The following is a 23,555-nucleotide window of genomic DNA, read 5'->3' on the forward strand; positions in this document are numbered from 1 at the left end:
ATTATACCCTTGGGAGGCTGATTAGCCTCAATATATTAAAATAACCTAAAATGCATAATGTATAAAATATTGAGAGTTAAAAAGAAAAAAGAAATATTAGTATTATTCTGTATGATTGCTGGTATTGCAATAGTAACTTGTTGTTGTTATTCGAATACATGGAAGAGCGCATTTATTTTTGATGATTATCCTAATATAATAAATAATCAATTCGTAAAAATAGATAGCCTCAGTTGGAATGAAATTTTCGAGGTATTTTGTGCGTCTTTTAGCTGTACCAATAGAAAATTATCATACTTGAGCTTTGCAGTTAATTATTATATTGATCGTCAAGATTCACTATGGTATCACGTTGTCAATATTTCAATACATATCATCAATACGATCTTACTTTACGCCTTTCTGCTAAAGACTCTCCAATCAAATTGGTTGGCAGACAGATTTAAGGAACATGCTCGTTGGCTCGCCTGGTTTGCAGCGATGGTTTGGGCCCTTCATCCGATCCAGACCAATGCGGTAACCTATATCGTGCAGCGAATGACGAGCTTGGCGGTCCTGTTCGCGCTTCTAAGCCTCGTGCTGTGGATGAAGGGACGATCCTTGTGGATTGCCGGACACCACCGGCGGGCCTGGGCGGGCTGGGTGCTCGCGACACTCAGTTGGGGGCTCGGGCTTCTCTGCAAGGAGCATATCGCGGTATTACCGTTCCTCATTTTAGTCCACGAATATCTATTGCTGCAGCGTTCCACGGCAACATTCCAATGGCGGTGGATCTTACTGGGCTTTTTATTGTTTGGTTTGCTGGGTTTTCTCTATTTAGGGATCGAGCCCATTGCTTGTCTCCAAGCGACCTACGCGCAGCGTGATTTTACCTTGTATGAGCGGCTGCTGACCGAATCCCGCGTTTTGTGGCACTACTTGTCCCTCTATTTTTGGCCCGAGGCGTCGCGCTTCAGGCTGCTCTACGATTATGAGATCTCGCGCGGGCTTTTCAGACCTGTCACGACCTTTGTGAGCATCGTGGGTTGGACTGGATGCTTGGGCGCTGCCTTTGTCTACCGAAAGAGATATCCTATCTTTCTCTGGGCTGTTGCATGGTACTTCGTGTCGCATTCGATCGAGTCGTCGATTATCCCTCTAGAGATCATCTATGAACACCGCATGTACCTGCCAAGCGTCGGCATCGCATTCGCCGCTGTTATCGTCGGATACGATGTTTTTGAGCGGTTACAGATTAGAAAGGGGCTTTTCTGGACGGCGTGCTCAGCCGTCGTTATTATGCTGGGGACTTCTACTTTTGTGCGGAATATGGATTATAGGAATGCCATCACCTTTTACACCTCTGAATTGGCCAAGGCACCCGGGTCGAAGCGCATCAAGCTGAATCTGGCGATCACCTTGATAAAGAGCGGTGCGCGGGAGGATGGTGGTGCACTGTTGTCCGAGTTGGTGAAGGAGCACCCCGAGGACGTCCAGGTCCTGCAGAACTGGCATAACTATGTGGTGTACGAATTAAAGGATGAAGCTTTAGCGGAGGAGGTTTATCAGCAGATTGAGGGTCTTCTGCTGGCCGGGCGTTTCGGCTTGAGAAAAGATGGGATGGCTCTGTGGAATCTCGCCACGTATTATTATGAAGGCGGTCATTATACAAGAACTCTTTTTCTAATTGACCGGATGCTCCCGGATTTCGATTATGGTAAGGTGTGGATGCTGCGGGGGCGATGCCTGGCGGCTGAAGGCCGGTGGGACGAGGCGGCGACGGATCTTGGGCGCGCTGCAGGGAAAGGTCCTGACGATGCCGGGGCAGCCGTTCGATATGCTGAAGCCATAATGACCTCGGGGAAGACGGCGGAAGGCTGCAGGCTCTTGGGCGGGATTGGCGCTGCGGACCTTACGCAGGAGACCAGGGTGCACATTCACGAACTGCGCAGAGAATATTGCCAGGCGGAATGAAACTGACAAGCAAACGGACCGTTGTTCAACCCATCCTCCTGATGCTCGTTCTATTCCTCGCTTGGGGGATTCAGCGCCATTATGTCCTGCTGAGGTTTGGCGAGGTCAAAAACTCGGTGCCTGAGTGCCCTTGGTGTGAGGATGAAAGGCATGCCGAGGACGTCGTCTTTCTGCCTGTCAAAGCCTCGATGCTCCGCCTCTTGGCCCCGGCCGACCCCAATTTCATCGCCGATCTCTTGTGGCTCCGGACCGCCTACTATTTTGGAAAGCATGCCTTGACAGACAGGGAGTACCCCTATCTTTTGCACATGCTGGATCTGATCACGGATCTTTCACCTGCGTGGGAATGGCCCTTTTTCTTCGGGGCCGCCATATTTGCGACGGAGGTCCAGGCCCGTGACGAAGGCATCTACCTGATTGAGAAAGGGTTGCAGAAGCACCGGAGCGATTGGCAGCTCTGGTTCTACAAAGGGTATTATCTCTGGAAGTTTGCCGACGATGTCCTGGGTGCGGCGGATGCCCTGAACGAGGCTGCTCTTTTGCCGGGAGCGCCCCCGTTTCTGAAGGCGCTGTCCGCCACCCTGGCGACCAGGGCAGGGCAGCACGAGTTGGCCGTCCGATTTCTCGAGGATGCCCTGCGCAGAACGAGCGACCCTATCCAGCAGGAGGTGCTGATGCAAAAACTGGAGGAGATCCGTTCCGATGAAGCTACCGGCCGTTGAGTGGCAGCATGTGAGCTTCGGCGTCCGCCAGGGCTTTTGGCTCCGGAGAAAGGTGATTATCGATGATCTGAGCCTGTGTGTAATGCAGGGTATGGCCTTGGGGCTGGTGGGCCCTAACGGCGCAGGAAAGACGACCACCATCATGCTTGGGGCCGGGCTTCTGAAGCCCCATGCTGGAAGCGTCAAAGTGGCAGGAAAAGAAGCTGGCGATGCTGCTTCCAAGAGGGGGATCGGATATCTGACGGAGAGGCCCTATTTTTATCCTCGCCTGACTCTTTTCGAATGGCTTCACATGCTTGGCGGGCTCAGCAGGATCAGCCTCGTCGAGCGGCGCCGTGCTGTGGACAGATGCCTCGATCTTCTGGATCTCCAGGAACAGGGCCCGAGGCAGATGAAAACGCTTTCCAAGGGGCAACTGCAGCGGGCCGGCCTGGCGCAGGCCCTGCTGCATGACCCTGCAATCCTCCTTCTCGACGAGCCGATGAGTGGGCTGGATCCCTATTGGCGCCACCGCTTTCTGGAAATTTTAAAAGAGTTGAAGCGGGACGGTCGTACGATAGTCTTCAGTTCGCATATCTTGTCCGATGTGGAAAAGATATGCGACGAAGCGGTCTTGATCGATCAGGGGGTAGTGCGCTGGATGGACGATTTGTCGGTCTTCGAAAGGAGCGGTCAAACGTTTGATATCCGATTTGAATCGGAGGATCAGGAAATCTTGTCCGAATTGTCGGGGAAAGGGGCTCTCGTAGCGGATGACCGGCGTAATAGATGGCGCCTGCGCATCGAAGGGTGGGTGTTGGAGGAGGTCCTTGCGTTGGCTGTTGCCAGGAAAATCGGGTTGGAATCCTTGAATCCGGTCCAGGCGGACCTGGAGGAAGTGCTCTTCCGGTTTGACAGAAACCCTGTAAATTTTGGGGACCGGCTGTGACCTATACTTGGGGTTTTCAGATTTGGGCTCTGGCTAGACATGTCTGGATCGAGGCGCTCCGTGACAGGGTCATTCAGGTCCTGTGCGTGATCGGCCTGACCCTTCAGGCATTCTCGATTGTCCTGAGCCGCATGGCGATCGGGAGCCATGCCAGGGTGATACAGGATATGGGATTCTGGGTCCTCTGGATCTCTGGGCTTCTGGGTGTTTTGTATCTGGGATCGAATCTCGTCCGAATGGAGATACAGAACAGGACTGTTTACCTGATATTATCGCGGCCTGTCACCCGCAGCTCTTTTTTGCTGGGAAAATTTTGCGGCATGATCCTGGTTCTCGGCACGAACTTTTTCATTCTGAGCCTTAGCTTTATCGGTGTGATGCTGCTTTCAGGCATCGAGGTGAGCGCACAACACATCCTCGCGATGTTTTTCATCTTTGTCGAGTGGGTTCTTCTGGCGGCATTCAGTATTTTCTTCGCGGGCTTTACGAGCCCTCTTCTGCACAACTTTTTCCTTACCGGAGTGGCCTTTTTGGGCCATTGGTGCAACGATCTGCGTTTGTTCGCCAAAAACACCGAGTCGCAGGTGGTCAAGGGTATCCTGAACGCGCTGTATTTCGTCCTGCCCAATCTGGAAAGTATCAATTTCAGGGAGGCGGCGCTGTATGGGGATCCCGTTCCGAATGCCCTGCTGTTCAGCGGCGTCTTATTCGCCGCCGCTTGGACGGGGACGCTGCTTTTTGCGGCTGCGACGATCTTTTCGGGCAGAAAGATCTTCTGAGCGATGGACCGGCGCCATTGCAGCCCCCTGACGGTTGCCTGCATCATTGGGCTGATCTCGCTCATCGCCGCCGTCAGCATTCTTTCCTCAGTACCCCCAGTCAGCAGGGATGCCCTGGTGCACCATCTGGCCATCCCTAAGCTGTATCTTCAGCATGGGGGAATCTACGAGATCCCCAGCCTCCCTTTTTCCTATTACCCAATGAATCTCGATTTTCTCTACATCATCCCCCTCTATTTCAAGAACGACATCCTGCCGAAGTTCATCCATTTTTCGTTCGCCCTGATGACGGCAGGAATGATTTTCGGCTATCTGAGGCGCCGGATCGACCTTGCCCACGGGTTGCTCGGAGCGCTTTTTTTCCTGTCGACCCCGATTGTCGTGAAGCTTTCGATCACCGCTTATGTCGACCTCGGGCTTGCGTTCTTTTCCACTGCCTCCATCCTGATGATCCTGAAGTGGGCGGAGAGCGGATTCAAACTGCGCTATCTTTCGGGGGCGGCCATTGCCTGTGGACTTGGCATGGGGACCAAGTATAACGGTCTATTGGTGTGTTTTCTGCATAGCCTTATCGTTGTATTGCTGTTTGTTCGCTCGAATCTGGACGCGGCCGCACGCCGCTATGGCCCCGCTTATGGGGCCTTTTTCATTCTCATAGCCCTATTGTGTTTCTCGCCGTGGATGCTGAGAAATGCCATCTGGACAGGCAATCCAATCTTCCCTCTCCTGCAGGGTGTTTTCGGGGGCGGGGCCGATGGCGGCGAACCAGCGGTTTCTCTGCTGACGTACCGGCGCATCGTGTACGGGGAATCGTGGTGGGAGATCGTTATGCTTCCGGTGAGGGTCTTCTTTCAGGGGGAGGACGGCAATGGACGGTTTTTCGACGGGCGGCTGAATCCGTTTTTGCTTGTGCTCCCCATTTGTGCCTTCTTCGCCAAGCAAAAAGAGACAGCCGCTGTTGTACGGGAAAAGAACGCATTGCTGTTTTTCTCGATCACGTATTTTACCTTTACACTCTTCAGCATTGTTATGCGGGTCCGCTATCTTGTACCTTTGATCCCATCCGTTGTGATACTTGGAATATTTGGCGTGAGGAATTTAACAGTCATGTCTTATATGCAAGCACAAAGACATCGAAAAATGCTTTCCTTAGCCCTTTATTCAGTCCTGCTGGCTGGCATGTTTTTGCCGAATGCCCTTTATATACGTGAGCAGTTCAGATGGGTAAATCCCTTCGATTATCTGAGCGGTGCGGTTTCGCGCGAGGCTTACATCACACATTATCGCCCCGAATATCCGGCCATGTCCTATATCAACAGTCATCTCCCTGCGGATGCACGCATTTTATTTCTGTTCCTTGGAAAACGCGGCTATTATTGTGGTCGTGATTATGTGATCGATGACAGGGAAGGCATCGATCGGTTCAGCGGGGTGGTTCAGCGGTCGCTGGGGCCGTCAGACATCCGGGCCCGGCTGAAGCAGGAAGGAATCACCCATTTGCTTGTCTATGAACAGCTTATTAGGAAGTGGACCGACGAAACCTTGGAAGCGGGTGAAAAACAGCGACTCAGGATGTTTCTCGAACAGGAAACTCGAGCCCTTTTTGCCGAAAACGGGTATGCTGTGCTCGAACTGGCCCCGGATTGAGAGATGGTGCAGACGATAAGGCGAGCGACTGCGTGCTGAAAAATGGAAGATAAGACTGCCGGATTGGATGGAGCGATGTCAAGAGGGGATGTATCGGTCATTATTCCTGCCTTCAATGAATCAGAGGCGATTGGGGCCGTTGTGGGGCGCATCAGGGAGCTTCACCCGGATTTCGAGATCATTGTGGCCAATGACGGCTCTACAGATGACACGGCTCAGGCTGCGCAGAAAGCGGGCGCTGTTGTCTACAGCCATCCCTATAACATCGGCAATGGGGCGGCAGTGAAGAGTGGCATCCGGATCGCGTCGGGCGATATCCTCGTGCTCATGGATGGAGATGGACAGCACAGACCAGAGGATATCGACCGCCTCCTCGAATTTTTTCCAGACTTCGACATGGTTGTGGGGGCAAGGAGAAAAGGGCAGCAGGCGAATTGGCGCAGGGCGGCAGGGAATCGCATTTACAACTGGTTAGCCTCCTATGTCACCCAGTTCGAAGTCCAGGATCTCACGTCCGGTTTCCGGGCGATCAAGGCGGATATAGCTAAAGATTTTCTCGCTCTCTTGCCGAATACCTACTCCTATCCTACGACCATCACCCTGGCGGTGTTGCGCAGCGGTAGATCCCTCAAATATGTGCCCATCGACCTGCAAAGCAGGAAGACCGGGAAGAGCAACATCAGCTATCTGGCGGATGGTGCTAAGTTCCTATTGATTTTGGCCAAGATCTGCACCTTGTACGCCCCCTTCCGCGTCTTCCTGCCGGCTTCCATCTTGATGTTTCTGACAGGCCTCGGCTATTATCTGTATACATTCTTTACTGCAGGCCGATTCACCAATATGAGCGCACTGCTCTTGACGACATCGGTTCTCATTTTTATGCTGGGCCTGATTTCCGAACAGATCTGCCAGATGCGTTTTGAAAGGGGTGGGTAGTCACAATGGAGCGGCATTCTTTTTTTGGCTCCACCGATAACTATGCTGCCTTATGGATAGGATGAAGCATATCGTTCTGGTCACCAGTTCTTATCCCGACGAAGGCTTTCTTCCAGGACAAGAGGCCGCAGGCGCATTTGTGGCCGATTTTGCCGATGCTCTCTCGCGCTACGTCAAGACAACCGTTGTGGCTCCAGGGATGCGGGCTTGCTCAAACGAAGAGGGGGCCCTTCAGGTTCGTCGTTTCAAGGTTCCTTTCCTTCCGCTATCTCTGCTGAAGTTTGGACAGCCGAAACATTGGTATGCAATCCTCAAGACATTGAGAAGCGGACAAAAGACCCTCGAGTCTGTACTGAACGAAGACAGGGTCGATCATGTTTTTGCGTTGTGGGTGTTGCCATCGGGTTACTGGGCGGAAATGTCTTGTCAAAAGCGAGGAGTGCCATTTACCACTTGGGCGCTTGGCAGCGACATCTGGAGCTTTGGGGCTAATCCGGTGGGAAGGTGGCTTCTCAGGCGGGTTCTGAGAGCGAGTTGCCTAAGGTTTGCCGACGGGATGGCTCTGGCGAAGGATGTGGAGGCTATCAGCGGCGGTCTGCGATGCGATTTCCTGCCCAGTTCGCGTAACTGCGTCCTTCCTGAACCAAAACGTCTTACTGAAGCCCCGCCCTACAATCTTGCCTTTTTGGGGAGATGGCACCCCAACAAAGGTGTGGATCTGCTGCTGGAGAGTGTCAGCAGCCTTCCCGAACTGGCATGGAACGGGATCAAGGAAATCCGGATCTGTGGCGGCGGCCCATTGGAAAAAGTAGTTACGGCACAGTGCGCTCGGCTCAGGCGTGCGGGTCGTCCAGTTGTTCAGCGAGGTTACCTGGATCGAAAGGAGGCAGTCAAACTTCTAGCTTGGACCGATTACGTGCTCATTCCTTCACGGATTGAAAGCATCCCCGTTATTTTTTCCGATGCGATGCAGTGTTTATGTCCAGTTATTACAACGCCGGTGGGAGATTTACACCGCCTTATAGGACAATATAAAGTGGGAATTACAGCCTCTTCCGTTTGCGCAGATGCCTTTTCGAAGGCAATTATATCAGGGCTTAGCAAAAGTATAGGTAAATACGCGAATGCTCTCGAGTTAACGAGGAAAGAATTTAACATAAATATGATTGCAAGCCAGGCGCTAACTTGTTTAGCTAAAAGCACAAAAACACTTTGATTTTATTAGAATATTAAAATTATATCAATTTAATAATTCTATGTTTATCAGCATTGACATATTAAAATACCAAAATCATATAATTCGTTGAAAAGTCTAATGTAGTTTATATCAGTAAATGTTAGTATCCAGATTAGATTTTGATGATGATTTCTTCGTGCTTAATATTTAATAAGATAAAGAAAACGATTAACCTTATTTTTCTCTGCCCGTAATAACATTTTCTGCCCATTCATTATACCATTTTAATAAATTATTGTCTGAACGAATAAATTCTCTGTCAATGCTGCGCGTGTCACCAATGACCAAAAAGGGGTTTCCGGCAACAATGTCAAAGGGCGCTATATCTTTGTTAACAATTGTTCCTGCTGATATTAAAGCACCATCGCCTATTGTTACACCTGGTAGAATTTTTGCGCCTGCACCAATGAAGACATAACGGCCAATATTAACCGGCGCAACTAAAAAAGCGGCTTTTTCATATTCAGCTACTTCCGTATAATGTTCACCATAGACTCTAATGGCAATATGTGAACTATGAGTAAAAATTCCGACCCATGCACCTATTTGAGTTCCTTTGTCAATGCGGAGACCTCCAGTTCCATCAAGAATCGAGTAATGCCATACGAACACATTGTCTTCAATAAAGATTTTTTCGGGGTGATAAAAAAATACACTATCGCTTATCCTGGTTCTTGGTCGCCAAGCGCCGGAGGGATCATAGTAGCCCCAAAGCATATGGGGAGCTCTCAATTTTCTTATGATAGGGACTAAAAATTTTGTGATAATCTGTCCAAATACACTAAAGTATAAATTTTTTATTTGCATGTTAACTATTTATATGTAATTTGTAAAAAATGATTTTGAAGTAATTTATATGCTTATTTTAAACTGATTCTGAGAAGTAATTTTGGAAATGGCCCAAGGGCCAAATACAGCTAAGGTAGTGATGGAAACAAATCTGATAATTATCTGTACCTGAATCGCTTCGCTTGTAGAATACATTAGTGAATTTCCTAAGTAGACGGTAAATGCTTCCTGTATACCTAAGGCTGCAGGGGTTAATGTCAGAAGGGATATGGGTATTTGGCCAGCTGAGTAAAAAATTGACGCTCCCCACGTTAAGTGAACACCATAGGTAGAAAAGGCGATTTTAGTTTGAAGAGATACAAGTAGTCCATAAAAAAAACTGTTAATTAAAATAAAACAAGATATTCGTTTGTTTCTGCTTATGATTGAGCCTCTACTTATAATTTTAATTATTTTATTGAGTGGAGAAGATTCAAATCTTGTAAAATGAATATTGGAAAAAAGCAGAAAAGCACTAGAGATTAATGCCATTAAGAAAAAAATAGATAGTGGGAAATCAAATGGTAATCCGTCACAAATCAGTAAAATGAAACCAAATATACCTAAAATACCATTCACGAAAAATTGTACTAAATAATAAACTAAAATTGAACTTAAGAAATCTGCGTATTGAAAGTTATGTTTCTTTTTTAAATAAAAAGCACGAACTCCCGCGCCACCTCGGAAAAAAGTAAAATAATTAGCTGTTGTAGTTGCAACAGTCAATAAAAAGCATTCAGCGAGGCTTAAGTTAAGGCTAAATGAAGATAGTAAATGTTTTGTATAGATAGCTGATAAAAAAAGACCCGTTATAAAAATGCAATATAGTGCAATCAAATTGAAAATTGACACAATATATATTGTTTGAAATTCGCTCCAATTTTTGCTTATATACCATGATATCCAAACAATAAAGAGAATAATGATACAAAATGAAATAATCGTTCTTATCGAACGGTGCAATGCCAGAGTCATTGCTTATCCTTATTATCAAAACCGACACAGGGATGCGATATGGCATATATCGTTGCTGGTTACTTTAGGAGATAAGGGTAGACTAACTGTTTGTCTGCCAATTCGCATTGCGATGGGGTAATCTTCAGGCTTCCAGCCAAAACGGGCTTGGTAGAAGGGGTGTTCAGGAATACTCATATAGTGCACCCCCAGGCCAATGCCGTGACTTGTCATCTGGTCGAGAAACTCGTCCCTTGAGAGACCGCATCGTTGCTTGTTGATGAGTATTGTGTAAAGATGAAAAGCATGTCGGGTAGCGGGTGCTGGTGCTGCCGGGCATGTGAGCGGGAGGGTTTTTAGCTCTGCCTGATAAATCTCCCACAGTTCCTTCCTGCGATTCCAGTTCTCCTCGATCCGGGCAAGTTGATGGATGCCCAAGGCTGCCTGGATGTCCATCATATTATATTTGAAGCCTGAATCAACGACAAAATAGTGTTTATAGCCGGTGTCGCTGAATCGTCTCCAGGCGTCTTTGCTCATCCCGTGCAATGCTAGGATCTTGGCTCGCGCGATATGTTCCTCGTTTTTCGCTACAATCATGCCGCCTTCGCCGGTGGTGGCATTTTTGGTCACATAGAAGCTGAAACAGCCGAAATCGCCGATCGTACCAGCCTTTTTACCGTGATATTCGGTTTCGATAGCGTGGGCGCAGTCCTCGATGACTAGCAGGTTTCTGTTTTTGGCGATGGAGAGGATTGAATCCATTTCACAAGGGCGCCCTGCCATGTGGACAGGGAGAATACACCGGGTTCGCGAGGTGCATTTTTTTTCAATCTCAATCGGGTCAATATTCATGGTTATCGGATCGATGTCGGCAAGGACGGGGGTCGCTCCGCTATGGATAATGGCATTGATGGTAGCACAGAAGGTTAAAGGTGAGGTGATGACTTCGTCACCGGGGCCGATGCCGGCGGCAATCATGCTTACGTGCAAAGCGGCCGTGCAGGAGTTGACGGCGGCAACCTGCGATTCTGGAACATCTTTATAGGCTGCGAAATCGCGCTCGAAGCGGGCCACTCTCGGTCCGGTGCCAAGCCACCCGGATCGCAGACATTTTACAACCTCTTCTATCTCAGGTTCCCTGATATCGGGTGATCCGAACACCAGAAATTCGTCTCGTTTGGAAGGGTTCATACAAATGATCTCCTGCAAATAAGTATTCTAGATCGCACAGGAACAACTTTATAATCGAATGAAATTCGCGAATTCATTCATAATGCGTGTAAAATAAAGATGATGAAAAATGAATCCCTTGTATATATCATTATGTGCATCAGGGCAATGTTTTATATATGGAATTGATAGGTAAAGAGCGTTTGTAACCCATCGCTGATGATAGCGGAAAAATTTGGAATGAACGTAAATCAGTAATGAATGGTTTTTGCTGTGCTATATTCTGGGTTTTTTAACCTGAAATTAATAAAATCTGAAAGTGCTATTGGCTACAGGTACGGATAGAAAGCACGCAAGAAAGAAATGAAACGGAAGAAGCGCCGGATCGCTATCGTTTGTAGTTTTTGGAGGGGATGCCCCCGCTGGAAAGAATCCTGATAACCGTTTCCTGAATCAGATGGTAAGTACCATCAGGTGTCTTTTCATTTGCGATAGTACCGTTTACGCTGTCCATGGGGCATAGGTGGCCGTCCGCATTGCGATCCAGGAGGGAAAGGAAGGGGTTCTCGCGGGCTCTGCATCCGGTATAGGCTGTGACCTGAAGGGATTTCCCGTATGCTTTTCCCTCTTTGACGGTAATGACGAACCTGCCCACAGGGGCAAGTATCTCAGCCTGATAGGTGCAAATCCCGTCGGGGCAGGTCGGTATGCCGTCGCTGCCGATATCTACAGGGTGGGTAAAGGGTCTGATAAGGCCGTAAAGGTTTCTGCGACTGTTGAACAGGATGACCGGGTCTCCGGGCTGACAAAAAGCGAAGACCTTTTCGATATCCTTATTGTCCAATGCGATGCAGCCTTCAGTCCAGTCTGTCTCTAAAGCCCCGCCGAAAGATCTGAAGACCCCTCCGCCATGGATCCCGATGGCGCCGCCGAGGCGGGTGCCACTGGGGGGCTGCGCCGATTTTTGAGCGGCGTGAGCTATCTTCTTGTACTCTTTAGAGGATATGACGCCTTGAGCTAGCGCTTTGGCCGCGTTCTCCAAGTTTGGGTAAGAGATGCCCAAAAATCGGTGGAAGCGGCTTTTTTCTCTTTTAGAGGTGATGGAATACAATCCTTCAGGGGTTGCTCCATCGCCGGCTTTGTATTTGTCCGAATCAGGGTCTATGCCGAGGGCAACGGGGAACTCCGAAAACCGCGAGCCATCCTTCAAAAGGACTAAGCTTTTTTTGTGCTTGTCTATGATTAAAACATTCGATTCCGCGAGTGCTGATTCGGTCCATCCGGTGGGGAAGGCAAAAACAGTCAGAAGAATAATCGTTATTAATTGACTTTTTATAAGTGTATATGCCATATTCAAACAAGTTATTCGTATAATAGTTTTTGTTTAATTTAATTCATTTAAGTTGGAGATCATATTAGAAGGGAGGTTTTGCAATGTTGTTACAAAAAATAAATCGAGCGTTATTAATCACGTTTATTTTTTCCGCTTTTGTAGCCCTGACAGGTTTTGCCGGTTGTGCCACTCTCAATAAGGAGGACAGAGCTCTCTTGGAGAGTGCCAAGCAGTCGGCCGTTGAGGCCAAGGCCGCCGCGGCAAAGGCAGAGGCTATAGAAGAGGAGCTCGAAGGCATGGGCGTACGCCTCGAAAAAGCCGCAGCCAACGCTGAGGAGGCCGCGAACAGGGCCGATATGGCCGCGGGAAAAGCGACGGATGCGGCGGAGCGCGCCGAGGCCGTCGCCGATAAAACGGAGCGCATCTTCGAAAGATCTCTTCGAAAGTAGGGCATCCGGCGCTCAATGTTTCCGCTGTTCCGCAACGGGAGTAGGTACCCCCGTCTTATCTTTCAGGGCCCTGTGAAGGGCCCTGAAATCGACATCGAGGGGGCCGAGGGCATCCTCACATTGGGTAAGTCCGCTTAGCGCTGTAGAAAATGGATCGGCGATTCGATTCTCGAAATCATCGAACACCTGGATCCAGCATTTTCCATTTCCCCATCCGATTTTGATCGGCTCGTAGGCAATGCGGACGATTGTTCCTGTCGGCACAATGGGGTAGAGTGCGGCTATGTCCTCCGGGTACATGCGGATGCAGCCGTGGCTCACTCTCCTTCCAATCCCCCATGGCTTGTTCGTCCCGTGGATTCCATACTGGAATTTAGAAAGGCGGAATATGTAGTCGCCGAGAGGGTTGTCCGGTCCGGGCGGTACCTCGGGCGGTAGGTTGGGTTCTGCTTCTCTGATTGACTGGGGAACAACCCAAGTCGGATTGTCCGTTTTACTTTGTATCCTATAATCGTCCAGTTTGGTGAGAAATCCCTCGCGACCGATGCCGACGGGTGCGGTGATGAGATATTCGTGTTCGCCGTTCGTTAAAAAGTAGTAAAGGCGCATCTCCGCCAAGTTTACCACGATGCCGGGGCTTATCTTCTCCTGGGGGATTACAAGGGCCGAAGGAACGCTTACGAGAGATCCCTCGGGGGGGACCCATGGATCGACCTTCGGGTTTGCGGCGGCAATCTGATTGTATCCAAGGTCGAATTCCCGCGCAATATCGAGCAGCGTGTCCTTCTCATTGACCTTTACCCAGCGTGTCGCGCCGTATAAAGTCCTGTCGGGCGATAAGATGAAGCTTTTCAATGCCCACGCGGAGTAGTGCATAAGGAAAAATACGCAAAAAAAGGCTCCGATTCCCAATGCTAAGGGGCTCGGCCGTCCGACAAACATCGAAGGTCTCCTTCTCACCAGTTGCTTCTTCCAAGCCCCTGCTGCGGCAAAAGCGGTGCACCTTCCCGCCGGGCCAAAGTGCTCCGTCAATTCTAGACATCCTCTTCGATCCATGAAAAACAGGTGCTTTCCCCTTTTTATCCCGCCGGAACCCGGCAAGATCCCGCTAGGCTTGTATCCATCCGGAAATGATTTCCCGGTAGAACCCAGTTTCCAATCCGGAAATGAGGAGTTTTGGTCAATACCAAGGAAATCAAGGGTTTGTGCGGAGGCGACCTGGTGGTTCCCGCACAAGCAAACGTGCAGATTGACGCCGAGATTGGCCAAAAAGACCATTTCCGGATGGAAACTAGGCTTGTTTGTTTTGTATCAATAGGTTCCAGCCCTGAAGGGGCTGACAGCGAAGAGTCGCCTTTCTGTGTTGGCAATATGTGGTGCTGCGAAACGGCACTTGTAAGAATTGCTCAGCGATAGGGGTCAAGCTGCCTTTGTCCATGCAGTTCATGACCTCTTGTGCCTATGCGTGCCTGGTGTAGGATAAACTGAATGCCGGATCGGCACTCCGTATCAGCTTGTCCGGATTTATACCGGCTCAGCAGGGTGATTCAAAAACATCACCTATCAAACGTGAACCGCTTTTGTCTAAGCCCTTTTAGGTAGACTACGGATTCCAACAGGACATTTACTTCATTATAATACCCATATAGCTTAAAAAATGCAAGGAACAGGTTTCCGCTGCTTCTAAAAATCGGCTGAAAGTAATGAATGTTTGATGATGATTTTGTTTTTAATAAAATTATGGTTGATTGAGCGATTGTTGGTTGCTTGACTTTAAGGCTGCTTGCTGGTATCTAAAGGAGAAGGTCATTTCTGCCATAACGTTTTGGGGTAAATCCTTTATGCTGACAAATTCGGACGATTTGATCAAGGCACTGCGGCAGGAGCCTTGGGCCGTAGAGGTCACCGCCGAGGAGTCGTTTTGGCCGATGTTGATAGAATGGGTGGAGGAGCATGTCCTTTCCGAATTTCTGAGGCGGGTGACGGGACTGATCGACGAACTCGTGGAGATCAACCCGGACCTATCCCAGAAAGAGATATTTGAGAAGGCCACGCAGTTCATGGTGGATTTTCTCGGGGCCCACTCAGCCTCTATCCGCGTTTACGATCCGTTTACGGAGCAGATGCTGTCCTATGGATCCTATCCGTTTGGGGAGGAGCATCATCGCTCGGAATTGATCCCGCTCGAAGGGAGCATCGCCGGCGAGGTTGTCCGCACAAGGCAGCCATGCCTCGTCCCCGATCTGTTGAACGACGATCGATATCTCGACAAGGAATCGATCGGCCGGAAAAACGTTCATTCCATGATGGGAATTCCGCTGGAAATCACCCGGTTTTTTCCTGATGAACGCGACACGATCGGCGTTATCCAGATCTATTTTGTGGAGCGGAACCGGACATTTCACCCCCTGGAGATTCAGATGGCGATGCTGATGGCACGGCGTCTGAGTTTCGTCATGGCGAAGAAGAAGATCCTTTTCCTCCAGAGGACAAACGAGAAAAAGGCATTTGTGACCGAGCACATCTTCCGCGCGCTGGGTACGCGCGGGGGGATCAAGCTGAAGGAGATCTTCAACCGGGTGGTTCCTGAGCTGGCAGACATGGTCAATCTCCAGAGTTGTGCCCTCTTTTCCGTGACGGAGGACCTCACCAGGGTGGTTCTCGAGGCGGGCTTTCCGGAAAGCGGCGGGTACCACACCATCGGGAAGAGCTTTGCGGTAAGCAGTGAGCCAGCCTTCGAGGTTCTGCTGAACCTGCGCGGGTACGACGGGGATTCAATCTATGAGACGCTGAATCCATCCTACCTGCTGGTGGTGGATCCTCGGCGCAGCATGCTGATATCGGACAGCCTGAAGCGGTTTGCCCAGATTTACAACATCAATTCCATCCTCTACATACCGCTCAGGGTGAATGGCAATGTCACCCATTTTATGACCTTCGATGCACTGGAACAGCGTCAGAGATACCGTGAGGACGAGATCGATCTGCTCATTTTCATGGGGCGCGAGTTGATGAAGGCCCAGAGAATGGAGCGTTTGGACGATGCCCTGCATGACTTCAAGAATCCGGCTATTGCAACGGCGGGTTTCGCACGTCGTCTGAAGCGGATGGTCGAAGAGGATCCGGTCGGAAGCCGCGATCAGATCCTCAAATATGCCGATATCCTTCTGGAAGAGACCAGCCGGCTGCAGGAACTGGCGCTCAGTATCTACCACGTCGGGCAGGAGCAGGTGGTCAACCTCACCGACGTCCTCAGAAGGCGCTTCGAGATCAACCGCGAAGCGATCCGGGAGCAGCTGAGACAGAACATTACCTTGAAAGAAGGCCCTTTCGATCCTAGCTTAAAGGTGAAGTGTTTTCTGATCAACCTCGAAAGGGTGTTCGACAATATCCTCAATAATGCGACCAAGGCCATCCCTTTGAGAGGCGGAACGATCTCGATCAGCACCTACTCGCAAGGCGATTGGGCATGTGCCGAGGTCAGCAACACGGGCGAGATGTCGAATGAAGATCGTGCCTCGATGGTTGAGGGCGGGGCCCAAGGTCGCGGCCTATATATCACCAACAGGATCGTCAAGCTCTTGCGAGGAAAGGTGGAGGTGACCAGCGGCAACGGCACGACGACATTCAGCGTCTACCTGCCTGCATATTCTGGGACAGATTGAACAAGGAGGAGTTCAGGAGAAGAAAGATGATGAATTGCAAACGTTGCGGCAGTGCCATTGAGTCGGGTGAAGAACGTCTTTTGAATCAGGAAGTGATGTGTGAGGACTGCTACATGGATGCCCTGTCTCCGGCTCGCACCTGTGACCCTTGGGCGGTGCACAGTGCGAAATCCTTGGAGCGGAGCATGGGGCACGCCTCTGAGGTCACGGAGCGGCAGGCGAGCATCCTCTCGATTCTGAAAGAGACCGGCGGCGTAGAGCCGGAGGCCCTATGCAAGGCGTTGGGGCTCAAACCAACGGATCTCGAAAAGGAGATCGCCGCTCTCAGACACATGGAAAAGGTGCGGGGGGAGCTGCGCGAGGGGCGTAAATTTATCCGGTTGTGGTAAGGTTTCGACATGAGGGAATGGCTCTGGACGAGCCGGTGCCCACTTGGTGCCTCCTTTTGGGCGCATTGGGCTGAACCGGGACTTTGGATCCCGAGGTAAGGCGATGTGAAGCCATTGCCTGGGACAGGCGGCTGACAGTTCGAAGGGCGGTGGATCTCGGGCATGGAGGGATTGACATGCCGTCGTACGATTATCTTTGTGAGAAGTGCGGAACCGGGTTCACCCTGGTGATGACACTGTCCGAACATGAAAAGACAAAGGTGCGCTGTCCGAAGTGCAAAAGCGCCCGGGTAAAGCAGCAGATAGGGTCTTTTCAAACCATTACATCCAAGAAGAGCTGATGGCAAAGCAGACACCGCCGGGCATCCTGCAGACAGGATTTCTGCCGCATGTCGTGTTTTTGGGTTTGCGGTCGCGCTGTTTTCTTGGGGTATGGGTGAGAGGAAGATTGACAGCGGGGTCTTATTTGGCTAGGAATATACGGGCGGGTTTCCCCGAAGGTATGTGGGGCGGGTTCTGTTTGGCGGGGCTTTGCGGTGAAAGTCGGGTCCGGCCCATAGATGAAGAAAGGAAGATGCGATGAAATGCCCTTTCTGCGAGAAGGATATTCCCGGGCGCCCCTGCCCGAAGTGCGGGGTGGAGAATCTGGAAGAGGCCTTGTATTGTATGCAGTGCGGAGCCGCGATGGAGGGGCGTGAAGAGCCCGCGGTTTCAGCCGACCAGGGGGAGGATGAGTTCGATTTCGAGAACCGTGTGTTGTGCCCGGATGGAAGCTGCACGGGAATCATTGTCAACGGGAGATGCACCGAGTGCGGGAAAGTCTGGGAATCCGGCGCGGACCAGAGCCCTGCAGATGAAAAATAGGGGGTTCCGGCCCAATGTATGAATTGAAGATCGTTACGCATTTTGCGGCGGCCCACCAGTTGCGCGAGTACGAAGGCGGCTGCGAGAGGCTCCATGGGCACAACTGGAGCATCGAGGTCTTCGTTGAAGGGGATACCCTTGGCGACGACGGGCTGCTGGTCGATTTCAGGGTGGTCAAGGATGCCACTCAGAGGGTGCTGGATGTATTGGATCACCGCTTTTTGAATGACCTCGATCCCTTCCGGACAGAAAATCCATCCTCTGAAAACATCGCGCGCTACATCTTCGAGCGCCTTGCCGCGGAGCTTGACGACGGGCGGATCCACGTCAGCAGGGTGATCGCCTGGGAATCAGAAAACGCCTGCGCCAGCTATTCCAAGCCATAGATCCTCAAGATGGATATCTACGCCTTTATCCCTGCCAGGTATCAATCCAGCCGTCTGCCTGGCAAGCCGCTGGTGCTGATCGCCGGCAGGCCGATGATCCAGCATGTGTACGCGAGGGCCGTGCAGTGCACGGCCCTCGCGGGTGTCTATGTCGCTACGGACGACTCTCGGATTGCGGATTGCGTGACGTCCTTCGCGGGCCGCGTCATCATGACGCGGCCGGATCATGTGTCCGGGACCGACAGGATTTGTGAGGCCGCGACCTCGCTGGGGGTGAAAGACGAGGACGTCATCGTCAATATTCAGGGTGATCAACCCCTTTTCGATCCGTCCGTGGTGACGGACTTGGTCGGACCATTCATCGCAGACCCCGACCTTTGCATGTCCACCCTCAAATTCCGGATCAGAAACCCGGAAGAGGTTGCCAATCCAAACCACGTCAAGGTTGTGACGGATGCTGCCGGCTTCGCCCTTTACTTTTCCAGGGCCCCCATCCCTTTTTACCGTGAGCAGGGTGCAGCGGGAGTGTATTACAAACATCTCGGCTTTTATGCTTATCGTATGGACTTCCTGCAGCGGTTCAGCCGGATGCCGGAGGGGCGGCTCGAATCCGCGGAAAAGCTCGAGCAGCTGCGTGTACTCGAAAACGGTTTCAGAATGCGGGTCGTCGAGGCCTCTTTTGACTCCATTGAAGTGGATGTCGCTGCGGATGTGCGCAGGGTGGAAGAATGCCTGCTCGCACCCAGCCGGAAAGACGCCTGAGGGCCCGGGGGGTGTCGCGATACAGCGTATGGAAACTGAAGCCCGTTTTCCCCGAGACCCGCGGCTTGAGCCGGCAAGCGGGTCTCACCACCTTGCAGGCGCATCTCCTGCTCCATCGGGGGGTGAGCGATCCACGGGCTGCAAAGGATTTTTTTGACCCACGTCTGGCCTCTCTTCACGATCCCATGTCGTTTCCCGATATGGCGGAAGCGGTGCGGATCATTCAGCACGCCATCGAACAGGATTGGAAGATCACTGTCTACGGGGATTACGACGCGGACGGTATTACGGCTACGGCCGTCCTGATCCACTTTTTCGATGCGATTGGCGTGAAGGCATCCGCCTATATCCCCAATCGCCTGCGCGAAGGGTACGGGATGAACCGGGAGGCCGTCCGCCGAATCGCCGCTGACGGCACGAAGCTCCTGATCACCGTGGATTGCGGCAGTTCGGATTATAGGGCCGTCGCTGCAGCGCAGCGCGTGGGCTTGACGGTGGTCGTTACCGATCATCACAGAGTCCCTGAGAATTATCGCTCCCCGTGCGTGGTTGTCAATGCTCACAGAAAAGGCGGTCCTCCCGCTCTGAGGCTACTGGCTGGTGTGGGTGTCGCCTTTTTTCTCGCCGTTGCCCTCCGCACCGCCCTGCGGGAGCGGGGATGGTTCGAGACCCGGAAAGAGCCGGATCTGCGTGAGTATCTTGACCTGGTGGCCTTGGGGACGGTGGCGGATCGCGTGCCGTTGCTTGGTCAGAACCGCATCCTGGTCAGCAGCGGTCTCAAAATGATGGCCGAGAGCAGATGGGAGGGGATCGCGGCCATGAAGGCCGCTGCCCAGATAGGCGGGTTGTTTGTGACGGCCGACGACGTGGCCTTCCGGTTGGCCCCGCGGCTCAACGCACCCGGTCGGCTCGGCGGGGCCGGGTTGGCTTTGGAGATCCTGACCGTGCGTGAAACGGCCCAGGCCGAGCGCGCGGCCAGGGAGCTGACCGCATTGAATCATGAAAGGCAGCGGCTCGAAAAGGAGATCCTGAGACAGATCGAGGCGCAGATCGCCTCCATGGAGGATATCGACAACCTGAGAACCCTCATGTTGTGTGGTGAGAACTGGCATCCGGGGGTTCTGGGCATCGTAGCCTCGAAGCTGGTGGACCGATACCACAGACCGGCGGTGGTGCTGAGCCTTCAGGATGGACTGGGGATCGGATCGGGGCGGAGCATCGACGGATTCAATCTCTTCGGGGCCCTCAGCGAGATGTCCCACCTCTTCGAACGCTACGGGGGGCATGCCCATGCCGCCGGTTTTGCACTCAAGCGGGATAATCTCGACGCCTTTCGAAAAGACCTTGAACGGCTTGCCCAGGAGCGGTTGGACGAAGCAAGTCTGACACCGGGGCTGGATATCGATGCGGTCGTCTCATTGAGCGACATCCATTTTCGCACGCTTGCCGAAATTGCCGCGCTGGCGCCCTACGGCGCGGGGAACCCCGAGCCTTGTTTGATGGTGCGGGATGTTGCCGTTTTCGAATCGCGGTTGGTGGGCGACAATCATCTGAAGATGAGTGTCGTGCAGGATGGATGTGTTCTTGATGCCATCGGTTTTGGTATGGGCGACCTCGCACCGGCGAAGGGAAAACGGGTCAGCCTGGCATTTGTTCCAGAAAAGAACACTTGGCAGGGTACGGAAAGGATCCAGCTGAAGCTGCTCGATCTGGCCGCGTCGGATGAGCCGGTGCCGTCAATCCTTGAAGATGCGCGCGGCCAGTTCGATATCCTCGGGGCAGAATACGAATAAGGACTTCTTTCCCCTCGGAAGCGCGGATCCATAGACATAGTTGATGTTGATGCCCTCCTCCCCGAACTTTTGGGCCATCGCCGCCAGCGTCCCCGGCCGGTGTTCGATCTCGAGGGCGATCACCGGTATGATGTCGAAGACATATTCGCCCTTTGTCAGGAGATCCATAGCCCTGTCCGTTTTATCGACCAGCAGGCGGATGAGGGCGTAATCGGCTGAGTCTTTCTGCATCGACCCGTAGCTGGCGGCCGGGGCGATGCGTTTGAGGGACTTGCCCCTGGCCTTGAAGATGCCCTGTACGTAATCGGAGGCATCCTGAATCGTCAGGGCGTCGATGTTGATGCCGGCTTTGGCCAGACGGCCGGCGAGGGCGCCCAGTTCACCGGGCGCGTTTTTCAGAAACAGAGAAATCTCGGTCCTGACCATAGGCGCTAACCCCCTGTCTCAAAAGACAATGACGGCAAACCGCCGGAAAAGAGCATCCGGCGCGGCAAAGTTTCCAATCCGGAAATGAGGATCTTTCTTCACAAGCTTCGCTTGCTTGGTTCCACTCCCTCGGGGCGGGTCCCGGTTTGGGCAATATCTATGAAATTAAGCATTTGTGCGGAGGCAACCTGCAGGTCGCCGCACAAGCAAACGTGTAGATTGACGCTGAGATTGGCCCAAAAGACCATTTCCGGGTGGAAGCTACCTAATCTATTGTGGGCATCGCGGCTTTCCCTTCGTAGCTCTTGAAAAATCTAAGCAGATCGGAATCGGTCGAAAGGATCAGGGCGCTCTCCTTGTCCATTGCATTGCGGTAGAGGTCGAGGGATTTGAGGAAAGAATAAAACTCCGGATCCTTGTTGTAGGCCTGGGCATAGATCCGGGTGGCCTCGGCATCGGCCTTTCCCTTGACCTCCTGGGCTGTCCTGTAGGCCTCGGAGGAGATGCGCTTCAATTCTTTATCTCGGTTGCCCTCGATCTTGCGGGCTTCACCCTTGCCCTCCGAGCGGAACTTTTCGGCGATCTGTTTCCGCTCGGCGATCATCCGGGCATAGACCGATTTCTGGACCTCCTCGACGTAATTGATGCGTTTGAGCTTGACATCGACCAACTGGATGCCGAAATCGTCCAGCTTCGGCTGGGATTGCTCCAGGATGCCCTTGATGACCTTCTGTCTGCCAAGCGTGACTTCGCCAAGATAGCGGGTGTCGGCCAGATCGGTGATGCCGACCTCGAAGGTGTCGAGTTCGCGGTTGGTCTTTCGGACCGTTTCGATCAAGGGGTAGGAGGTGATGAAATTGCGGACGGCTGAATCGATGATGTCGTCCAGGCGGGCCATTGCCCCCGTGACGTTGTTGACGGTTTCAAAGAAGAGGAGCGGGTTGACGATCTTCCAGCGGGCGAAGGTGTCCACCCAGATAAAGGTCTTGTCCAGGGTCGGGACCTGCCCGGGGTCTCCATCCCATTCGAGAAGGTTCTTGGGAAAGTAATTGGTCTGCTGAATGACCGGCAGCTTGAAATAGAGTCCGGGTTCGGTCTTGGGGCTGCCGATGGCTCGGCCGAACTGGGTGACGACGACCTGTTCGGTTTCGTCAACCACATAGACCGAGGAGTAAACCACAGCGGCAAGGATGAGCAGGGGGATCAGAACGAATTTCAGTTTCATGGCTTGCTCCCTCCTTGCGGCCGGCCGAGGTTGAGAAGCGGCAGGAAATTTTTCTGCTCCGCGTCGACAATATATTTTTCACCCATCTTGGGTACGATCTCCTGCATAGCCTCGAGATAGAGCCGTCTGCGCGTGACATCCCTGGCCTTGTCGTACTCGTCGTACATTGCCTCAAATCGAGTGGCATCGCCCTGTGACCGGTTGACACGATCGAGGGCGTACCCCTCTGCGGCGCGGATGGTCTTTTCGGCATCGCCTTTGGCCGCCGGGATGACCTTGTTGTATTCTTCCCGCGCTTCGTAGATCATACGCTCCTTTTCCTGGACTGCCTGGTTGACCTCGTTGAAAGACGGCTGCACGGTTTCCGGGACGTTGGTCTTTTTCATCTCGATGGTGACAACCTTGATCCCCGTTTCCGCTTCGTCGAGTTCCTTCTGAAGGAGTTCCTGCGCCTGGTTGGCGATCTCTTCACGTTTGCTGATGACCTCATTGATGCTTCTGTCGCCTACGACCAGGCGCATGGTGGATTCCGAGAGATCGCGCAGGGTGTTCCGAACATTTCTGACCTTGAAGAGATAGTTGTAGGGATCGTTGATGCGGAATTGGACGATCCAGGGGACCACGGCCACATTCAGGTCGCCGGTCAGCATGAGGGATTCGCCTTCATAAGGGGCGCTCGCTGCATACCGTGATCGGACGTTTGCTTCCACGGTCCGAAACCCGAATTCTTCCTTGAAGACATACCGGACCTTGACCTTGCTGACCTTTTCGATTCCATTGGGCAGTTTGAAGCTGAGGCCGGGTTGTGTCATTCGGACATACTTGCCGAACCTCTGCACGATGCCTACCTCATCGACCGCGACGGTGTAGACGGAGGTAGATCCCAGGTAAAAGAGAAGAATGACGAGGATAATCAGCGTCGTCCCGCCCGGGATCCTGCCCTTGAAGCCTTTGAAGCTTTTGAACTTCTCGAAGATTTCGTTGACGTTGGGAGGCGGTCCGGCATCTCCGCCCGATGCCTTCTTCCTCTGTTCCTGCAGTTTGTCCCAATCCCAGGCCATGTAGCAACTCCTGAACGGTTTATGTCATGATGCATTTCCGGGTGG

General features: G+C 52.1%; 24 protein-coding genes. 15 read left to right on the forward strand and 9 right to left on the reverse strand.

Translation table 11 applies throughout. The features are described 5' to 3' along the window. The first annotated feature begins 57 nt into the window (after positions 1 to 57). From ACZ500_RS23590 to ACZ500_RS23620, 7 genes are all read left to right on the forward strand, one after another. Positions 58 to 1,953, forward strand: a complete 1,896-nt coding sequence (locus tag ACZ500_RS23590; protein WP_464229868.1) for a hypothetical protein — start codon at positions 58 to 60, stop codon at positions 1,951 to 1,953. Beyond that, complete coding sequence (locus ACZ500_RS23595; protein WP_464229869.1) at positions 1,950 to 2,675, forward strand: hypothetical protein; 726 nt, start codon at positions 1,950 to 1,952, stop codon at positions 2,673 to 2,675. Before ACZ500_RS23590 ends, ACZ500_RS23595 begins: the two co-directional genes overlap by 4 nt. Beyond that, positions 2,656 to 3,603, forward strand: coding sequence for an ABC transporter ATP-binding protein (locus tag ACZ500_RS23600; protein ID WP_464229871.1), 948 nt, complete (start codon positions 2,656 to 2,658; stop codon positions 3,601 to 3,603). Before ACZ500_RS23595 ends, ACZ500_RS23600 begins: the two co-directional genes overlap by 20 nt. Further along, a complete protein-coding gene (locus tag ACZ500_RS23605) occupies positions 3,600 to 4,382 on the forward strand; it encodes an ABC transporter permease (RefSeq protein WP_464229872.1) in 783 nt (260 codons plus the stop codon). The genes ACZ500_RS23600 and ACZ500_RS23605 overlap by 4 nt, the downstream gene beginning before the upstream one ends. A gap of 3 nt (positions 4,383 to 4,385) precedes the next feature. Next, positions 4,386 to 6,029 (forward strand): ArnT family glycosyltransferase, encoded by a 1,644-nt coding sequence (locus tag ACZ500_RS23610; RefSeq protein WP_464229873.1) that lies wholly within the window; start codon positions 4,386 to 4,388, stop codon positions 6,027 to 6,029. A 42-nt stretch (positions 6,030 to 6,071) separates the two neighbouring features. Beyond that, the gene (locus ACZ500_RS23615) at positions 6,072 to 6,965 is read left to right on the forward strand and encodes a glycosyltransferase family 2 protein (protein WP_464229876.1); all 894 of its coding nucleotides are present in this window, start codon (positions 6,072 to 6,074) and stop codon (positions 6,963 to 6,965) included. A 61-nt stretch (positions 6,966 to 7,026) separates the two neighbouring features. Continuing rightward, positions 7,027 to 8,181 carry a glycosyltransferase gene (locus ACZ500_RS23620; protein WP_464229878.1) on the forward strand — a complete coding sequence of 385 codons (1,155 nt, stop codon included), beginning with the start codon at positions 7,027 to 7,029 and terminating at the stop codon, positions 8,179 to 8,181. Between the two features lie 195 nt (positions 8,182 to 8,376). Here the strand turns inward: ACZ500_RS23620 and ACZ500_RS23625 are convergent, their stop codons facing one another. From ACZ500_RS23625 to ACZ500_RS23640, 4 genes are all read right to left on the reverse strand, one after another. Beyond that, positions 8,377 to 8,919, reverse strand: a complete 543-nt coding sequence (locus tag ACZ500_RS23625; protein WP_464229879.1) for an acyltransferase — start codon at positions 8,917 to 8,919, stop codon at positions 8,377 to 8,379. A 135-nt stretch (positions 8,920 to 9,054) separates the two neighbouring features. Beyond that, the gene (locus tag ACZ500_RS23630) at positions 9,055 to 10,005 is read right to left on the reverse strand and encodes a lysylphosphatidylglycerol synthase transmembrane domain-containing protein (protein WP_464229880.1); all 951 of its coding nucleotides are present in this window, start codon (positions 10,003 to 10,005) and stop codon (positions 9,055 to 9,057) included. Positions 10,006 to 10,020: 15 nt separating this feature from the next. After that, on the reverse strand, positions 10,021 to 11,178 hold the full coding sequence (locus tag ACZ500_RS23635) for a DegT/DnrJ/EryC1/StrS family aminotransferase (protein ID WP_464229881.1): 1,158 nt from the start codon (positions 11,176 to 11,178) through the stop codon (positions 10,021 to 10,023). Between the two features lie 367 nt (positions 11,179 to 11,545). Continuing rightward, the gene (locus tag ACZ500_RS23640) at positions 11,546 to 12,508 is read right to left on the reverse strand and encodes a L,D-transpeptidase family protein (RefSeq protein ID WP_464229883.1); all 963 of its coding nucleotides are present in this window, start codon (positions 12,506 to 12,508) and stop codon (positions 11,546 to 11,548) included. A gap of 197 nt (positions 12,509 to 12,705) precedes the next feature. On the opposite strand from ACZ500_RS23640, the gene ACZ500_RS23645 reads away from it, so the two are divergent. Beyond that, entirely contained in the window at positions 12,706 to 12,939 is a 234-nt protein-coding gene (locus ACZ500_RS23645) for an alanine-zipper protein (RefSeq protein WP_464229884.1), read from the forward strand. Between the two features lie 12 nt (positions 12,940 to 12,951). Here ACZ500_RS23645 and ACZ500_RS23650 read toward each other — a convergent pair whose 3' ends face one another. Next, positions 12,952 to 14,217, reverse strand: coding sequence for a L,D-transpeptidase family protein (locus ACZ500_RS23650; RefSeq protein ID WP_464229886.1), 1,266 nt, complete (start codon positions 14,215 to 14,217; stop codon positions 12,952 to 12,954). A gap of 563 nt (positions 14,218 to 14,780) precedes the next feature. Here ACZ500_RS23650 and ACZ500_RS23655 point away from each other — a divergent pair. From ACZ500_RS23655 to recJ, 7 genes are all read left to right on the forward strand, one after another. Continuing rightward, positions 14,781 to 16,604 carry a GAF domain-containing sensor histidine kinase gene (locus tag ACZ500_RS23655; protein WP_464229887.1) on the forward strand — a complete coding sequence of 608 codons (1,824 nt, stop codon included), beginning with the start codon at positions 14,781 to 14,783 and terminating at the stop codon, positions 16,602 to 16,604. A gap of 26 nt (positions 16,605 to 16,630) precedes the next feature. Next, positions 16,631 to 16,993 (forward strand): hypothetical protein, encoded by a 363-nt coding sequence (locus tag ACZ500_RS23660; protein ID WP_464229888.1) that lies wholly within the window; start codon positions 16,631 to 16,633, stop codon positions 16,991 to 16,993. Between the two features lie 230 nt (positions 16,994 to 17,223). Then, entirely contained in the window at positions 17,224 to 17,334 is a 111-nt protein-coding gene (locus ACZ500_RS23665; RefSeq protein ID WP_464233111.1) for a hypothetical protein, read from the forward strand. 238 nt (positions 17,335 to 17,572) lie between these two features. After that, a complete protein-coding gene (locus tag ACZ500_RS23670; protein ID WP_464229889.1) occupies positions 17,573 to 17,857 on the forward strand; it encodes a zinc-ribbon domain-containing protein in 285 nt (94 codons plus the stop codon). Positions 17,858 to 17,871: 14 nt separating this feature from the next. Then, on the forward strand, positions 17,872 to 18,243 hold the full coding sequence (gene queD / locus ACZ500_RS23675) for a 6-carboxytetrahydropterin synthase QueD (protein WP_464229890.1): 372 nt from the start codon (positions 17,872 to 17,874) through the stop codon (positions 18,241 to 18,243). Between the two features lie 9 nt (positions 18,244 to 18,252). Continuing rightward, positions 18,253 to 19,005 (forward strand): 3-deoxy-manno-octulosonate cytidylyltransferase, encoded by a 753-nt coding sequence (gene kdsB / locus ACZ500_RS23680; protein WP_464229892.1) that lies wholly within the window; start codon positions 18,253 to 18,255, stop codon positions 19,003 to 19,005. Next, on the forward strand, positions 18,972 to 20,798 hold the full coding sequence (recJ, locus tag ACZ500_RS23685; RefSeq protein WP_464229893.1) for a single-stranded-DNA-specific exonuclease RecJ: 1,827 nt from the start codon (positions 18,972 to 18,974) through the stop codon (positions 20,796 to 20,798). Before kdsB ends, recJ begins: the two co-directional genes overlap by 34 nt. On the opposite strand, the gene ACZ500_RS23690 is transcribed toward recJ, so the two are convergent. The 4 genes from ACZ500_RS23690 to hflK all read right to left on the reverse strand — a co-directional run bounded on the left by ACZ500_RS23690 (position 20,742) and on the right by hflK (position 23,510). Continuing rightward, positions 20,742 to 21,224 (reverse strand): amino acid-binding protein, encoded by a 483-nt coding sequence (locus ACZ500_RS23690; RefSeq protein ID WP_464229894.1) that lies wholly within the window; start codon positions 21,222 to 21,224, stop codon positions 20,742 to 20,744. The genes recJ and ACZ500_RS23690 overlap by 57 nt on opposite strands. 98 nt (positions 21,225 to 21,322) lie before the next feature. Continuing rightward, complete coding sequence (locus ACZ500_RS23695; protein WP_464229895.1) at positions 21,323 to 21,472, reverse strand: hypothetical protein; 150 nt, start codon at positions 21,470 to 21,472, stop codon at positions 21,323 to 21,325. 17 nt (positions 21,473 to 21,489) lie between these two features. Continuing rightward, positions 21,490 to 22,449, reverse strand: coding sequence for a protease modulator HflC (hflC, locus tag ACZ500_RS23700; protein ID WP_464229896.1), 960 nt, complete (start codon positions 22,447 to 22,449; stop codon positions 21,490 to 21,492). Next, the gene (gene hflK, locus ACZ500_RS23705; protein WP_464229897.1) at positions 22,446 to 23,510 is read right to left on the reverse strand and encodes an FtsH protease activity modulator HflK; all 1,065 of its coding nucleotides are present in this window, start codon (positions 23,508 to 23,510) and stop codon (positions 22,446 to 22,448) included. Before hflK ends, hflC begins: the two co-directional genes overlap by 4 nt. Positions 23,511 to 23,555: the final 45 nt, after the last annotated feature.

This window comes from Desulfatiglans parachlorophenolica, assembly GCF_055394735.1.

Excerpts from the sequence above, each read along its gene's own strand:
- ACZ500_RS23590 (WP_464229868.1), top strand. The coding sequence starts at position 58 with ATGTATAAAATATTGAGAGTTAAAAAGAAAAAAGAAATATTAGTATTA.
- ACZ500_RS23595 (WP_464229869.1), top strand. The coding sequence starts at position 1,950 with ATGAAACTGACAAGCAAACGGACCGTTGTTCAACCCATCCTCCTGATG.
- ACZ500_RS23600 (WP_464229871.1), top strand. The coding sequence starts at position 2,656 with ATGAAGCTACCGGCCGTTGAGTGGCAGCATGTGAGCTTCGGCGTCCGC.
- ACZ500_RS23610 (WP_464229873.1), top strand. The coding sequence starts at position 4,386 with ATGGACCGGCGCCATTGCAGCCCCCTGACGGTTGCCTGCATCATTGGG.
- ACZ500_RS23615 (WP_464229876.1), top strand. The coding sequence starts at position 6,072 with ATGGAAGATAAGACTGCCGGATTGGATGGAGCGATGTCAAGAGGGGAT.
- ACZ500_RS23620 (WP_464229878.1), top strand. The coding sequence starts at position 7,027 with ATGAAGCATATCGTTCTGGTCACCAGTTCTTATCCCGACGAAGGCTTT.
- ACZ500_RS23625 (WP_464229879.1), bottom strand. The coding sequence starts at position 8,919 with ATGCTTTGGGGCTACTATGATCCCTCCGGCGCTTGGCGACCAAGAACC.
- ACZ500_RS23630 (WP_464229880.1), bottom strand. The coding sequence starts at position 10,005 with ATGACTCTGGCATTGCACCGTTCGATAAGAACGATTATTTCATTTTGT.
- ACZ500_RS23635 (WP_464229881.1), bottom strand. The coding sequence starts at position 11,178 with ATGAACCCTTCCAAACGAGACGAATTTCTGGTGTTCGGATCACCCGAT.
- ACZ500_RS23640 (WP_464229883.1), bottom strand. The coding sequence starts at position 12,508 with ATGGCATATACACTTATAAAAAGTCAATTAATAACGATTATTCTTCTG.
- ACZ500_RS23650 (WP_464229886.1), bottom strand. The coding sequence starts at position 14,217 with ATGGTCTTTTTGGCCAATCTCGGCGTCAATCTGCACGTTTGCTTGTGC.
- ACZ500_RS23655 (WP_464229887.1), top strand. The coding sequence starts at position 14,781 with ATGCTGACAAATTCGGACGATTTGATCAAGGCACTGCGGCAGGAGCCT.
- ACZ500_RS23660 (WP_464229888.1), top strand. The coding sequence starts at position 16,631 with ATGATGAATTGCAAACGTTGCGGCAGTGCCATTGAGTCGGGTGAAGAA.
- ACZ500_RS23665 (WP_464233111.1), top strand. The coding sequence starts at position 17,224 with ATGACACTGTCCGAACATGAAAAGACAAAGGTGCGCTGTCCGAAGTGC.
- ACZ500_RS23670 (WP_464229889.1), top strand. The coding sequence starts at position 17,573 with ATGAAATGCCCTTTCTGCGAGAAGGATATTCCCGGGCGCCCCTGCCCG.
- queD (WP_464229890.1), top strand. The coding sequence starts at position 17,872 with ATGTATGAATTGAAGATCGTTACGCATTTTGCGGCGGCCCACCAGTTG.
- kdsB (WP_464229892.1), top strand. The coding sequence starts at position 18,253 with ATGGATATCTACGCCTTTATCCCTGCCAGGTATCAATCCAGCCGTCTG.
- recJ (WP_464229893.1), top strand. The coding sequence starts at position 18,972 with ATGCCTGCTCGCACCCAGCCGGAAAGACGCCTGAGGGCCCGGGGGGTG.
- ACZ500_RS23690 (WP_464229894.1), bottom strand. The coding sequence starts at position 21,224 with ATGGTCAGGACCGAGATTTCTCTGTTTCTGAAAAACGCGCCCGGTGAA.
- ACZ500_RS23695 (WP_464229895.1), bottom strand. The coding sequence starts at position 21,472 with ATGGTCTTTTGGGCCAATCTCAGCGTCAATCTACACGTTTGCTTGTGC.
- hflC (WP_464229896.1), bottom strand. The coding sequence starts at position 22,449 with ATGAAACTGAAATTCGTTCTGATCCCCCTGCTCATCCTTGCCGCTGTG.
- hflK (WP_464229897.1), bottom strand. The coding sequence starts at position 23,510 with ATGGCCTGGGATTGGGACAAACTGCAGGAACAGAGGAAGAAGGCATCG.